Source organism: Actinoplanes ianthinogenes, from assembly GCF_018324205.1.
GTDB lineage: Bacteria > Actinomycetota > Actinomycetes > Mycobacteriales > Micromonosporaceae > Actinoplanes > Actinoplanes ianthinogenes.
In genome coordinates, this window is the sequence record NZ_AP023356.1 from 3,266,236 (window position 1) to 3,280,622 (window position 14,387).

The 14,387-nt window shown below is 70.0% G+C and carries 9 protein-coding genes; 3 read left to right on the plus strand and 6 right to left on the minus strand.

Features of this window, described 5'->3' with window-relative positions:
• Positions 1 to 61: 61 nt before the first annotated feature.
• Positions 62 to 2,956: a vitamin B12-dependent ribonucleotide reductase gene (locus Aiant_RS14675; RefSeq protein ID WP_189336411.1), complete on the minus strand. Its 2,895-nt coding sequence runs from the start codon at positions 2,954 to 2,956 to the stop codon at positions 62 to 64.
• A gap of 48 nt (positions 2,957 to 3,004) precedes the next feature.
• Positions 3,005 to 3,526 (minus strand): transcriptional regulator NrdR, encoded by a 522-nt coding sequence (nrdR, locus tag Aiant_RS14680; RefSeq protein ID WP_189336410.1) that lies wholly within the window; start codon positions 3,524 to 3,526, stop codon positions 3,005 to 3,007.
• A 709-nt stretch (positions 3,527 to 4,235) separates the two neighbouring features.
• Between nrdR and lexA the strand changes: the two genes are divergently transcribed.
• A complete protein-coding gene (gene lexA, locus Aiant_RS14685) occupies positions 4,236 to 4,991 on the plus strand; it encodes a transcriptional repressor LexA (RefSeq protein WP_189336409.1) in 756 nt (251 codons plus the stop codon).
• A 71-nt stretch (positions 4,992 to 5,062) separates the two neighbouring features.
• Here lexA and Aiant_RS14690 read toward each other — a convergent pair whose 3' ends face one another.
• Together Aiant_RS14690 and hflX are read right to left on the minus strand one after the other, a co-directional pair.
• Positions 5,063 to 6,847 (minus strand): hypothetical protein, encoded by a 1,785-nt coding sequence (locus tag Aiant_RS14690; protein ID WP_189336408.1) that lies wholly within the window; start codon positions 6,845 to 6,847, stop codon positions 5,063 to 5,065.
• A 102-nt stretch (positions 6,848 to 6,949) separates the two neighbouring features.
• Positions 6,950 to 8,365, minus strand: a complete 1,416-nt coding sequence (gene hflX / locus Aiant_RS14695; protein ID WP_189336407.1) for a GTPase HflX — start codon at positions 8,363 to 8,365, stop codon at positions 6,950 to 6,952.
• A 152-nt stretch (positions 8,366 to 8,517) separates the two neighbouring features.
• On the opposite strand from hflX, the gene Aiant_RS14700 reads away from it, so the two are divergent.
• Both Aiant_RS14700 and Aiant_RS14705 read left to right on the plus strand, forming a co-directional pair.
• Positions 8,518 to 9,978 (plus strand): NAD-dependent malic enzyme, encoded by a 1,461-nt coding sequence (locus Aiant_RS14700; protein WP_189336406.1) that lies wholly within the window; start codon positions 8,518 to 8,520, stop codon positions 9,976 to 9,978.
• A 1,320-nt stretch (positions 9,979 to 11,298) separates the two neighbouring features.
• Positions 11,299 to 12,540 carry an IS256 family transposase gene (locus Aiant_RS14705; protein ID WP_212847086.1) on the plus strand — a complete coding sequence of 414 codons (1,242 nt, stop codon included), beginning with the start codon at positions 11,299 to 11,301 and terminating at the stop codon, positions 12,538 to 12,540.
• 247 nt (positions 12,541 to 12,787) lie between these two features.
• On the opposite strand, the gene Aiant_RS14710 is transcribed toward Aiant_RS14705, so the two are convergent.
• Positions 12,788 to 13,510 carry a glycerophosphodiester phosphodiesterase gene (locus Aiant_RS14710; protein WP_189336753.1) on the minus strand — a complete coding sequence of 241 codons (723 nt, stop codon included), beginning with the start codon at positions 13,508 to 13,510 and terminating at the stop codon, positions 12,788 to 12,790.
• A complete protein-coding gene (gene dapF / locus Aiant_RS14715) occupies positions 13,510 to 14,382 on the minus strand; it encodes a diaminopimelate epimerase (RefSeq protein ID WP_189336754.1) in 873 nt (290 codons plus the stop codon). Before dapF ends, Aiant_RS14710 begins: the two co-directional genes overlap by 1 nt.
• Positions 14,383 to 14,387: the final 5 nt, after the last annotated feature.

A 14,387-nucleotide genomic window follows, 5' to 3' on the forward strand; every position in this document is an offset into this window, starting at 1 on the left:
ATGTCAACCAGTGATTCCTCTTAGGAGTTACTCACAGGAGACATGCATAAACTTCCCGGTTTCAGCTGCAACCCGACGTGGAGCCGCAGCCCTCACAGACGTAGCAGCTGCCGGCGCGGCGCATCTTCGTGCCGCAGGTGAAGCAGAGCGGCGCGTCCGCTGCGTGCCCGGTGACCAGCTCGAGGAGCTCGGTCGACGAGCCCGCCGGCTTCTCCGGGACGGCCGAGGCCTTCACCTCGGCGACCGTGACGGTCGGCGTGACCGGCGTGGCGGCCGGGGCCGACTCCGCCATGTTGGTGACCGCCAGGTCGGCGGCGGCAGCCTCGGCGGCGGCCTCCGCCTGTGCCTGCGCGGTGCGCTCCTTGGCGGTGAAGATGCCCAGCTCGGCGCGGGTGTCGTAGGGCAGGAAGTCCAGCGCCAGGCGACGGAAGATGTAGTCCATCACCGAGGACGCCATGCGCACGTCCGGGTCGTCGGTCATGCCGGCCGGCTCGAAGCGCATGTTGGTGAACTTGCTGACGTACGTCTCCAGCGGGACGCCGTACTGAAGGCCTATCGAGATGGCCACCGAGAAGGCGTCCATCACACCGGCCAGGGTGGAGCCCTGCTTCGACATCTTCAGGAAGACCTCGCCGAGGCCGTCGTCCGGGTAGGACGACGCGGTGAGGTAGCCCTCGGCGCCGCCGACCGAGAAGGAGACCGTCTCGGAGGGACGCTTCTTCGGCAGGCGCTTGCGGATCGGGCGGTACTCGACCACCTTCTCCACGACCTTCTCGACCGCTTTTTCCTCGACGGCGGCCGGGGCGGCGGCCTTGGCGGTCTTGCCCGCCGACAGCGGCTGGCCGACCTTGCAGTTGTCGCGGTAGATCGCGAGCGCCTTCAGGCCGAGCTTCCAGCCCTGGTAGTGGATCTCCTCGATCTCCTCGACGGTCGCCGACTCGGGCATGTTGACCGTCTTGGAGATGGCGCCGGAGATGAACGGCTGCACCGCGGCCATCATCCGGACGTGGCCGATCGGGGCGATCGACCGGTCGCCCATGGCGCAGTCGAAGACCGCGTAGTGCTCCGGCTTGAGGCCGGGGGCGTCCACCACGTTGCCGTGCTCGCCGATGTGCTCGACGATCGCCTCGACCTGCTCCTCGGGGTAGCCGAGGCTGCGCAGCGCGCGCGGCACGGTCTGGTTGACGATCTGCATGGAGCCGCCGCCGACCAGCTTCTTGAACTTGACCAGGGCCAGGTCGGGCTCGATGCCGGTGGTGTCGCAGTCCATCATCAGGCCGATGGTGCCGGTCGGGGCGAGCACCGACGCCTGGGCGTTGCGCCAGCCGTTCTTCTCACCGATCTTGTTGCCGTTCTTCCACTGGCGGGTGGCCTCACGGAGGATCTCGGTGGCGACCGGGCCCTGGGCGCGGACCTCGTCGTTGGCGGCGGCGTGCTTGCGCATCACCCGCTGGTGGGCGTCGGCGTTGCGGGCGTACCCGTCGTACGCGCCGACCACGCCGGCCAGCTCGGCCGAGCGCCGGTACGCCGTACCGGTCATCAGCGAGGTGATCGCCGCGGCCACGCTGCGCCCGCCGTCCGAGTCGTACGGCAGGCCGGAGGCCATCAGCAGCGCGCCCAGGTTCGCGTACCCGATGCCGAGCTGCCGGTACGCCCGGGTGGTGATCCCGATCTTCTCGGTCGGGAAGTCGGCGAAGCAGATCGAGATGTCCATCGCGGTGATGATGAACTCGACGCTCTTGACGAACTTCTCCACCTCGAAGCCACCGTCGGCCGTGAGGAACTTCATCAGGTTCAGCGAGGCCAGGTTGCAGGACGAGTCGTCCAGCGACATGTACTCCGAGCACGGGTTGGACGCGGTGATCCGGCCGGTCTCGGGGTTGGTGTGCCAGTCGTTGATGGTGTCGTCGTACTGCAGGCCGGGGTCGGCGCACTCCCAGGCGGCCTGGGCGATGTCACGGAACAGCTTCTTGGCGTCGATGGTCTCGATGACCTCGCCGTTGAGCCGGCCGCGGAGACCGAACTCGGTGCCGTTCTCGTACGCCGTCATGAACTCGTCGGAGACCCGCACCGAGTTGTTGGCGTTCTGGTACTGCACCGAGACGATGTCGGCGCCGCCCAGGTCCATGTCGAAGCCGGCGTCCCGCAGCGCGCGGATCTTGTCCTCTTCGCGCGCCTTGGTGGAGACGAACTCCTCGATGTCCGGGTGGTCCACGTCGAGGATGACCATCTTGGCCGCGCGCCGGGTGGCGCCGCCGGACTTGATGGTGCCCGCGCTGGCGTCCGCGCCCCGCATGAAGCTGACCGGGCCGCTTGCCGTCCCCCCCGACGACAGCAGCTCCTTGGACGAGCGGATGCGGGACAGGTTGACGCCCGAGCCGGAGCCGCCCTTGAAGATCAGGCCCTCCTCCTTGTACCACTCGAGGATCGAGTCCATCGAGTCGTCCACGGAGAGGATGAAGCAGGCGCTGACCTGCTGCGGCGACTTGGTGCCGACGTTGAACCAGACCGGCGAGTTGAAGCTGAACACCTGGTGCAGCAGCATCCAGGTGAGCTCGTGGTCGAACACCTCGGCGTCCGCCGGGGTGGCGAAGTACCCGTGCTCCTCGCCGGCCTTGCGGTACGTCTGGACGACCCGGTCGATCAACTGCCGCAGCGACGTCTCCCGCTCGGGCGTCCCGACCGCGCCCCGGAAGTACTTGGTCGTCACGATGTTCGCGGCGTTGACGCTCCAGAAACCCGGGAACTCCACGCCACGCTGCTCGAAGTTGATCGAGCCGTCTCGCCAGTTCGTCATGACGACGTCGCGGCGTTCCCACTCGACCTCGTCGTACGGGTGGACGCCCGCCGTCGTCCACACCCGCTCCACGCGCAGCCCCCCGGCCGCCGCGCCGCCGCCGCCGCTGGTGTTGGTCCGGCTGCGCTGGCGACCTGCGGTGATGCCGTCTCCGGCCATACTGATGTGCTCCCCCTCGTAGATACCGCGGAAAAGGTGTGGCTGGTCTCAGCCGTTGATCTTGGGCACGCGTGCCGTTCCGGACCGCGGCGCGACGGCATGTCGCGTCCCGGCGTCCCGGACAGCCGGCGCCTCCCGGAGCGAGGCGATCTCCTTCTCGAACTCGTCGAGCGAGTCGAAGGACTTGTAGACGCTGGCGAACCGCAGGTAGGCCACCTGGTCGAGTTCACGCAACGGCGTGAGGATCGCCAGTCCGACCTCGTGGCTCGGGATCTCGGCAGCGCCCCGCGCCCGGACGGTCTCCTCGACCCGCTGCGCGAGCAACGCGATCGAGTCCTCGTCGACGGGCCGGCCCTGGCAGGCCTTGCGGACCCCGCTCATGATCTTGGTCCGGCTGAAGGGCTCGGTGACGCCACTGCGCTTGACCACCGCGAGCACCGCCTCCTCGACCGTGGTGAAGCGTTTGCCGCACTCGGGGCACGAGCGGCGCCGACGGATCAACTGACCGTCGTCGGCCTCGCGCGAGTCCACGACACGCGAATCAGCGTGCCGGCAGTACGGGCACCGCACCGCGATCTCCCCTCTCGCCCCTCGCCCGGGCACGCCGAAGCACAGCCTCGCCTGGTGAGAGACATCGGCGCGACTGTGAACGAACCTGTGGAAAACCGGGGAGGAGAAACCCAACCTGTGGATGGCTTAGATCTTTGTAACCACTAGATGTTGGGGAAGACGCTATGCCGCGGCGGACGCCGACGCAAGTTTGACGACGTGCCGACGCGCCGTATTTTGCGCCTCAACACGCGGGAGTGACGGCATGATCACGCGGCGCGTCGGGAAACCGGTTGCCCGCCCGTCAGCCCTGCGAGGCAGTCATGAACAGGACAACGCTTGACAACGCCGCCATGACGAGGAAGAGACCGAACAGCACCACCCGGCCGCGCCGAGTCAGCCGCAGGGGCGGCGCTACGTGTCGCGTGCCACCGGTGACGACCATGACATGACCCCTCTCGGACACCCGTTCGATAGAACGCCCGTACGACGGTCTATCAGAACGGGAGTACGAAAATCCAGTCCTGACGGGCGACACGCCGAGAGAATCTCGTACAGATGTTTGAATACTTCGCACCCGCCCACTACGGTTTCCTGTCAAGAGGGGTCAGCCGGACAAACGCCATCCCCACGGCAGGTCCGGCTCCGCGACGCACCACGTGCCGACAGGCACTGGCCGACAGGGAGGGCGGACGTGTCGACCGACGACCGCACGAGCCAGCAGCAACCGATGAGGAAGCCGGATGCCGGCGGCGCCGCGGCCGCCATGCGGCGCCGCACACCGAGCCGGGCCCGGTCCGCGGACGCCCCGCAGCTGCGTTCGGTGACCGCGGTGGGCAACCTGAGCGAGCCGGTCGCCACCGACCTCACCGCCCGCCAGCGGCGCATCCTCGAGTTCATCCGCGAGTGGGGCGAGAAATACGGTTACCCGCCCAGCGTCCGGGAGATCGGCGAGGCCGTCGGCCTGGTCTCCCCGTCCAGCGTGGCCTACCAGTTGAAGGCCCTGGAGACCAAGGGCTACCTGCGCCGCGACCCGAACCGGCCACGCGCCGTCGACGTCCGCTCCCCCGGCGAGCTGGTCGACGACGAGGCGCTGCGCGCCGCCCGCCCGCAGCCGGCCTACGTGCCGCTGGTCGGCCGGATCGCCGCCGGTGGCCCGATCCTCGCCGAGCAGGCGGTGGAGGACTTCTTCCCGCTGCCGCGCGAGCTGGTCGGCGAGGGCGAGGTCTTCATGCTGGAGGTCAAGGGCGACTCGATGATCGACGCCGCGATCTGCAACGGCGACTGGGTGGTGGTCCGCCAGCAGCCGACCGCCGAGGTCGGCGACATCGTGGCCGCCATGATCGACGGCGAGGCCACGGTCAAGAGCTACCGCCAGCGCGACGGCCACGTCTGGCTGATGCCGGCCAACCCGGCCTTCGACCCGATCCCCGGCGACGACGCCACCATCATGGGCCGCGTGGTCGCGGTCCTGCGCCGCGTCTGACCGATCCTTTTCGGTACACCATGAGCAAAGGGCCGGCACCCCCACGGGGTGCCGGCCCTCCTCACGATCACTCAGCGGCGGTCGTAGCCGCCCTCGTCGCGCCCCTGCGGCGGACGGCCACCGCCGTACACCCCGGGCTGGCGCTGCGGCTGTCCACCACCCTGCGGCGGCCGTGGCTGCCCCTGGCCCTGCGGGCGCTGCTGACCCTGCCCCTGCGGGCGCGGCTGGCCCTGCCCCTGCGGGCGCGGCTGGCCCTGGCCCTGCGGACGCGGCTGCCCACCGCCCTGCGGACGCTGCTGGCCGCCACCCTGCGGACGCTGACCACCCTGCGGCGGCCGCGGCTGACCGCCACCCTGCTGCCCGCCGTAGACCCCGGCGCCACCCCCGGCGCCACCGCGGCCCGGCTGCTGCGGACCCCGCTGCGGCTGCTGCGGACCGCGGCCCGGCTGCTGCTGCGGCGGCCGAGGCTGCTGCCCACCGCCCTGCGGACGCTGCTGCGGTCCCTGCGGACCGCGCGGCCCCTGCGGCGGCTGCGCGGCCGGCCGGGCGTACTGCGGGCCGCCACCCTGCGGGCGCTGCGGCGCACCGGACTTCGCGCCGTACACCGGCCCGTTCCCGACGCCACCGCCGAGCCCGCCGGCGGCCCGCGGCGGCATGCCGCCGCTGCCCACGCCGATCAGCTCGGTCGCCGGCTCGCCCTTCTCGATCCCGCCGCTCGGCGCGTCGTCGACGGTCGCGCCCCGCGGGTGCTGTTTGCGGAACCGGACGATGCCGAACACGCCCGCCCCGACCAGGATCAGGCCGAGCAGGCCGACCCCGGCGACCGCGTTCGTGATGTCACTCACGTCCAGGTCCGAATACCACGACTTGGACGCGGCCCCGCCGGACTGCTTCTTGGAGACCGCCGCGACCGTGGTGGCCGGCTCGTACGACCGGATGTAGTTCGGGTCGTCCTTGTTTCCGTTCATGTCCGAGACGGTGAAGAAGCTCTTGCCGTCGGCGCTGTACGCGATCGCCTCACCGAACGGCTCGTCCGGCAGCCCGGTGGTGCGCGGCTTGCCCTTGAGGGCGCCGACGATGTCGCCGCCCTTGACGTCCCACTCGAACGCGTCGGTATAGGTGCGCAGCACCACCTTCGACCCGTCCGCGTTGACCGCGCCACCGGTGATCACCCGGTTGAACGTCTTGGCGAACGCGTTGCTCTTGGTCTCGGTGGCCGGAACGGCGACCTCGCCGACCCTGGTCAGCGGGACCGGAGTCTTGTTGTCCGCCTTCAGCGGTCCGGACGGCTTGTAGATGAACGCCGGCCCGGACACCTCTTTGGTCACGAGGTAGGGCGTGCCGTCCGGCGCCATCAGCAGCGCCTCGGCGTCGTGCTTGTCCCCGTCCGGGTAGCTGACCCGGTGGATCACCGGCGCCTTCTTCCCGTTGGCCGCCATGCTCCAGAGCGCGACGTGCGGGCGCGGGTCGTCGCCCTTGAGGATGGCGTTGTCGCCGGTGTCGGCGATCCAGACGGTGCCGTCCTTCGGCGAGACGATCATGTCCTCGGTGTCGAGGGGGTTGCTCGGGAAGGAGCGCGGGTCGCCCTTGATGGCACAGTCGGAGCCCAGGAAGAAGACCTTCTTCTTGGACTCGTCGGTCGTGCTGTCGTCGACGGCGATGAAGCCTCCGCTCTTCGTCGCCACCAGACCGGAGACCTCGTCGAGCAGAGGGTCCTTGACCTTGCAAACCTTCTTACCGGGCGTCGCCTTGGCGCTGACCGTCGCCGTGGGGGTCGGGTCAGCGGCAGACGCGCCGGTGCCACCGACCGTCACCAGGCCGAGACCCAGCACGATCGAGAACACGAGACGCCGCATCCGCACAGTGTCGCATGCGGCGTCCCCCATCGGTGTAACGCGTGGATCAACCCTGGTCAAAGCTCACCAGGTGTCTGTTTCCCACCCGCTCACATGTAACTCTCAGCAACGGAACTGTTCCAGGTCGGCCGCCAGCCGCTCGTCCACCAGGACCCGCAGCTCGGTGCCGTCGTCCAGGTGCCGGGACTGGAGCACCTGCCCGGTCCGGTGCACCCGGGCGACGAGATCACCCCGGTCGTACGGCAGCAGGATCCGCAGATCCACCGCCGGCCGGGGCAGCCGCGCCGCGATGGCCTCCTTCAGCTCCTGGATGCCCGAGCCGGAGCGCGCCGAGACGAACACCGCCTCCGGCCAGGTCCGCTTGAGCCGGAGCACGGTCTCCTCGTCGGCCGCGTCCATCTTGTTGATCACCAGCAGCTCGGGGACCCGGTCGGCCTCGACCTCGCCGAGCACCTCGCGGACCGCGCTGACCTGACCCTCCGGGTCCGGGTGCGAGCCGTCGACGACGTGCACCAGCAGGTCGGCGTCGGCCACCTCCTCCAGCGTCGAGCGGAACGCCTCGACGATCTGGTGCGGCAGGTGCCGGACGAACCCGACGGTGTCGGAGAGCGTGTAGACCCGGCCGTCCTCCGCGGAGGTCCGCCGGGTGGTCGGGTCCAGGGTGGCGAACAGCGCGTTCTCCACCAGGACGCCGGCCTCGGTGATCCGGTTCAGCAGGCTGGACTTGCCGGCGTTGGTGTAACCGGCGATGGCCACCGCGGGCGTGCCGCTGGCCTGCCGGCGGGACCGCTTGGTGTCCCGGGCGGTCCGCATCGCCTTGATCTCGCGGCGCAGCTTGGCGATCCGCTGGTTGATCCGCCGGCGGTCGGTCTCCAGCTTGGTCTCACCGGGACCACGCGTGCCCACGCCACCGCCGCCGGAGCCGCCGCCACCGGCGCCACCGCCCTGCCGGGAGAGCGACTCACCCCAGCCGCGCAGTCGCGGCAAGAGGTACTGCAGCTGGGCCAGCTCGACCTGAGCCTTACCCTCTTTGCTTTTCGCGTGCTGGGCGAAGATGTCCAGGATCAGCGCGGTCCGGTCGACCACCTTCACCTTGACCTGCTGCTCCAGGTTACGCAGTTGGGACGGGGACAGCTCGCCGTCGCAGATGACGGTGTCGGCGCCCGAGGCGACGACCGCGTCCCGCAGCTCGTCGACCTTGCCCCGGCCGATGAACGTCGCGGCGTCCGGCTGCTTGCGCCGCTGGATCAGGCCCTCCAGGACCTGGGAACCGGCGGTCTCGGCCAGCTGGGCGAGCTCGGTCAGCGAGTTCTCCGCGTCGTCGACGCTGCCCTCGGTCCAGACGCCGACCAGCACGACTCGCTCGAGTCGCAACTGGCGGTACTCAACCTCGGTGATGTCGGTCAGCTCGGTGGAGAGTCCGGCCACCCGCCTGAGCGAGTGCCGCTCCTCCAGCTCGAGCTCACCGGTCGTGAAGTCCGGCTCGTCAAGGACGGGTGTCTGGTACGTGTTTCGCAAAAGTGACCTCCTCGACCCGATCGTGGCACGTCACGGGAGCGAGCGCATCCACATAACCGGGGCTGACTCACCAGTAACTACCGCAGAGGTATCGAACATTCCGAGCGAGCGACAATTCGAGTGCTCACCCCACCAACGTCGGAGGGACAACCGTGGTGACCACCCGCCTGCCCAGTGCAGGATTCTCGATCACGATCCGCATCGCTGTTACCGCGGACGCCTCGTCCATCGGCCGGCTCACCACCTGCGTGGGTGAGGCCGGGGCGGTCGTGACCGCGCTGGACGTGGTGGACTCCGACCCCACCCAGGTGGTCGTCGACCTGACCTGTGACACCGCCGACTCCGCGCACGCCGACCAGGTCGTCAAGCAGCTCGAGGACCAGGACGGCGTGGACGTCCGGAAGGTCTCCGACCGCACCTTCCTGCTGCACTTGGGCGGCAAGATCGAGGTCAGCTCCAAGGTCGCGCTGCGCAACCGGGACGAGCTGTCCCGGGCGTACACGCCGGGTGTGGCCCGGGTCTGCATGGCCATCGCGGAGAACCCGGCGGACGCCCGCCGGCTCACCATCAAGCGCAACACCGTGGCCGTGGTCAGCGACGGCTCCGCGGTGCTCGGCCTGGGCAACATCGGCCCGGCCGCGGCGATGCCGGTGATGGAGGGCAAGGCCGCGCTGTTCAAGCGGTTCGGCGGCGTCGACGCCTGGCCGGTGGTCCTGGACACCCAGGACACCGACGAGATCGTCAAGATCGTCAAGGCCATCGCCCCGGCCTACGGCGGCATCAACCTGGAGGACATCGCCGCCCCGCGCTGCTTCGAGATCGAGGCCCGGCTGCGCGAGCAGCTGGACATCCCGGTCTTCCACGACGACCAGCACGGCACCGCGATCTGCGTGCTGGCCGCGCTCACCAACGCGCTGCGGGTGGTCGGCAAGCGGATGGAGGACGTGAAGGTCGTCGTCTCCGGCGCCGGCGCGGCCGGCACCGCGATCATGAAACTGCTGATGCGCCAGGGCGTCGGCGACATCATCGCCTACGACCGGAAGGGCGCGCTGCACCGCGGCATGCCCGGCCTGAACGAGTCGATGCAGTGGCTGGCCGACCACACCAACAAGACCAACTACTCCGGCGACCTGCCCGGCGCGATCGTCGGCGCCGACGTCTTCATCGGCGTCTCCGCGCCGAACCTGCTGACCGGCGACGACATCGCCAAGATGGCCGACAAGTCGATCGTCTTCGCGATGGCCAACCCGGACCCGGAGGTCGACCCGCGCGAGGCCCGCAAGCACGCCGCGGTCGTCGCCACCGGCCGCTCCGACCAGCCCAACCAGATCAACAACGTGCTGGCCTTCCCCGGCGTCTTCCGCGGCATGCTGGACGCCAGCGCCGAGGAGTTCACCGAGGAGATGGCCCTCGCGGCGGCCCGCGCCATCGCCGACGTGGTCGGCGAGGACAAGCTCAACCCCACAGTGATCATCCCCAGCGTCTTCGACCCCCGGGTGACGCCGGCGGTCGCGGCCGCGATCCGCGCGGTCGTCCGCGGCGGCCCCGCGCCCGCCAATCCGGCCGCCGCCCCGGAGTCCGAGCTGGATCAGGCTCCCGAAGGCATCTTCTAACCCCGCAATCAAGATCAAATTCATCATTCACGCAGGTCCGCGCGGGTTCAGATCGCATGCTCCCGCGCGGGCCGGGCGGGCTGATCTGGCCGCTGACGCGTCCAAAACGATCACCCCACCCTTCACGGCCCGTGGGTGGTCACCGAACCCCCACCGGAGCCAAGCCCCTCAGCACAAGTCAAACCCCCACCCAGTGCCCAGCGCCCCCACCCCGGCCGAAATCCCCGAGCCGCAAGCCAAGCCCTCAGCGCCTCTAACCGCTGGATAAGGGCCCACAGCGCAAGTCAAACCCCGGGCTGGCACTCACGGCCCTATTTCGCCTCGGGATAGGGCCATAGGGACCAGCCGAGACCACCGGGCTGGCACTCACAGCCCTATGCCGGGCCGGGACAGGGCCATGGGGGACCAGCCGAGACTGCCGCCGGGCTGGCACTCACGGCCCTATGCCAAGCCAAGACCCCTCAGCGCCTCTAGCCCGGCTGGATAAGGGCCCGCAGCGCAAGTCAAAACCCGGGCTGGCACTCATGGCCCTATTTCGCCTCGGGACAGGGCCATGGAGACCAGCCGAGACTGACGGGCTGGCACTCACGGCCCTATGCCGGGCCGAGACAGGGCCATGGAGACCAGCCGAGACTGACGGGCTGGCACCCACGGCCCTATGCCGGGCTCTGGCAGGGCCATGAGGACCAGCCGAGACCACCGGGCTGGCACCCACGGCCCTATGCCGGGCCGAGACAGGGCCATAAGGACCAGCCGAGACCACCGGGCTGGCACCCACGGCCCTATGCCGGGCCGAGACAGGGCCATGAGGACCAGCCGAGACTGACGGGCTGGCACTCACAGCCCTATGCCGGGCTGCGGCAGGGCCATGGCGACCAGCCGAGACCACCGGGCTGGCACTCACAGCCCTATGCCGGGCTGCGGCAGGGCCATGGCGACCAGCCGAGACCACCGGGCTGGCACTCACAGCCCTATGCCGGGCTGCGGCAGGGCCATGGCGACCAGCCGAGACTGACGGGCTGGCACCCACGGCCCTATGCCGGGCTGCGGCAGGGCCATGGGGACCAGCCGCGACTGATGGGTGGGACTCGTGGCCCTGTGCCGGGTCGGGAGAGGGCCATGGGGAGCAGCTGGACGGCACGCGGTGGGGTGGAGGGGCGTCGACGGGTTCGGGCTGTTGGCGTACCGGAAATTTGGGGGTTTGTCGGAAAGGGGGGTCACGTCCACCGAAGTGGTGTATGACCTGGTCTTTCCCGGTGTATGAAGGCGGCCATCGCAGATCCTTCGGATTGTCTGAAGATCACGAAGGAGAGACCTGCGATGGCCGCAGAACCGAGTCTGAACGTCGCGAACCTGTTGCGCGAGCATCTTCAATCGGCGAGCCCTGATCTGCTGCGGGCGATGGTGAAAACCTTCGCTGACGTGCTGATGTCCGCCGAAGTCGACGCGCTGTGTGGCGCCGAGTACGGCGAACGCAGCGATGAGCGCACCAACTCCCGTAACGGCTACCGCCACCGCGACTGGGACACCCGCGCCGGCACCGTCGAACTGGCCATCCCCAAACTGCGGCAAGGCTCCTACTTCCCGGACTGGCTACTGCAACACCGCCGCCGCGCCGAACAAGCCCTCGTCAGCGTCGTCGCGACCAGCTACCTGCTCGGCGTCTCCACCCGCCGGGTCGAGAAACTGGTCGAGCAACTCGGCATCAAGCAGCTGTCCAAAAGCCAGGTCAGCGAGATGGCCCGCCACCTGGACGCCCAGGTCGAAGCGTTCCGCCAACGCCCGCTCGACGCCGGCCCCTACACCTTCGTCTGGGTCGACGCCCTGGCCATCAAGGTCCGCGAAGCAGGCCGCACCATCAATGTTCACGCCTTGATCGCCGTCGGGGTCAACGCTGACGGCGGCCGAGAAGTCCTCGGCCTGGAAGTCACCTCAGATGAAGACGGCGCCGGCTGGCTGGCCTTCCTCCGATCGCTGACGGCCCGCGGTCTGGCCGGGGTCCGGCTGGTCGTCTCCGACGCCCACCGCGGCCTGGTCTCCGCGATCGGGGCTGCCCTGCCGGGCGCGTCCTGGCAACGCTGCCGCACCCACTACCTGCGCAACCTGCTCGCCAAAGTCCCCAAAACAGCGCAGCCCTGGGTCGCCACCCTGGTCCGCACCGTCTTCGACCAACCCGACACCGACGAAGTCCACGCCCAGTTCGCCCGCGTGCTCGACACCATCGCCGAGAAGTTCCCCGACGCCGCCGAACACCTCGACGACGCCCAAGCTGACCTGCTGGCCTTCACCGCGTTCCCACGCGAGCTCTGGCGCCAAATCTGGTCCAACAACCCCCAAGAACGCCTCAACAAGGAGATCCGGCGGCGCACCGACGTCGTCGGGATCTTCCCGAACCGGGCCGCGATCATCCGCCTCGTCGGCGCCGTACTCGCCGAACAAACCGACGAATGGGTCGAAGGACGCCGCTACATGGGCCTGGACCTACTCCGCAAAGCCCGCCTCACACCCATCACCACCAGCCAAGACACCGAACCCGACCAACCCGCCGAGATCGCCGCATAGCATCAACCCACACGGATCAGCGATGGCCGACTCTTACACCACGCCAGCGGACGCGGCCGAAAGGGGTCGGCGGACCGGAACTGGCTGCGTGCCTCGGTCTGACCGGGGCATCGGTGGACCGCAAGTGGCGGCCGCAGCAGGGACCAGCAACTGCGTAGCCTGGCACGCGGACAGTAACCCGCCGCCGACCACGACCGGAGGCTGGGCAGTGACCGGGTGCAGGTCTGGTGGAGCGGGTGGCTGGGGGTCAGGCGGCGGACCAGCCGGCCAGTTCGCCGACGTAATCGGTGATCAGGCCGGCGACGCCGGCGTCGGCCAGCGGGCGCCACTGGGCCATGTCGTTGGCGGTCCAGGGCATGACGCCGACGCCGATCCCGGTGAGGTCGGCCATCGTCGCCGGGCCGTTCAGGACGTCCGCGACCGACGGGTTGCAGTAGGTGACGCCGAGTTCGCGGCAGAGTTCGACGGTTTCCGCGTCGAAGCGGAACAGCAGCAGGCCGCGGCGGACCTCCGGGGCGAGCTGGCGGGCCTTGCGGACCACGTCGGCCTCGAAGCTCTGCACCACGGTGCGGTCCAGCAGGTCGTACTCGGCGAGGGCGGCGATCACCGCCTTGACCTCGTCCAGGGTGGCCGGGGGCTTGATCTCCAGCAGGATCTCGGCGCCGGTCGGCTGGAGCACGGCGAGGGCCTCGGTCAGCGCCGGCACCCGCAGACCGGCGTGCCCGGGGCCGAACCAGGAGCCGGCGTCCAGCGCAGCGATCTCGTCGGCGCGCAGGTCCCAGACCCGGCCGGAGCCGGAGGTGGTGCGATCCACGGTCCGGTCGTGGATCACCACCGGGACGCCGTCGGCGGTGCACCGCACGTCGAACTCGACGAACGTGGCGCCGGCCCGCGCGGCGGCGGCCAGGGCGGGCAGGGTGTTCTCCGGGGCCACCGCGGAGTAGCCGCGATGGGCGACACGATGCAGCATCAGCCGGACACCGCCGGAGCGGCGGCCGCGGCGAACACCGCCGGGTCGACCTCGCCCGACGCGACCAGCACGGCCGGGCCGGCCAGCCACCACGCGCCCCGCTCGTCGCAGGTGATCACGAGCCGGCCGCCGAGCACGTCGACGGCGACCGAGCCGCGCTCCAGCCCGGCCTCGCGCAGCGCCACGGCGCCGACCGCGAGCGCGCCGGTGCCACAGGACTGGGTCTCGCCCGAGCCGCGCTCGTGCACCCGCATCCGGACGTGCCGGTCCACCCCGGTGACGGCCGCGGCGGGCTCGACGAACTCCACGTTCACCCCGGCGGTGAACAGCGCGGTGTCGACCAGCGGGGCGACGGTGAGGTCCAGGCCGCCCAGCTCGACCCCGTCGTGCAGGCCGCAGACCAGGTGCGGGTTGCCGCAGTCGACGGCGAGGCCGGGGACGGTGAGCGCCCCCACGGTGGCGGTGCTCGCCGCGTAGACACGGGGGGTGCTCATGCGTACCGAAATCGTGTCGGTCCGCACCACGGCGAGCATGACGCCGGCCCGGGTCGCGACCGGCAGGCCCGCGGGGTCTGCCGTGGCGAGACCGTTCTCGACCAGGTAGCGGGCGAAGACACGGACGCCGTTGCCGCACATCTCGGCGATCGAGCCGTCACTGTTCCAGTAGTCCATGAACCACTCGGCCTCGGCGGCGTGCGCGGCACCCTCCGGGTGTTTCGCGGCGCGCACCACCCGCAGCACGCCGTCACCGCCGATCCCGCGCCGCCGGTCGCAGAGCGCGGCGACCAGCGCCGGCGTCAGCTCCAGCTCGCCGTCGGGGTCGGGAAGGATGACGAAGTCGTTCGCGGTGCCGTGGCCCTTGGTGAAAAACACGCCGT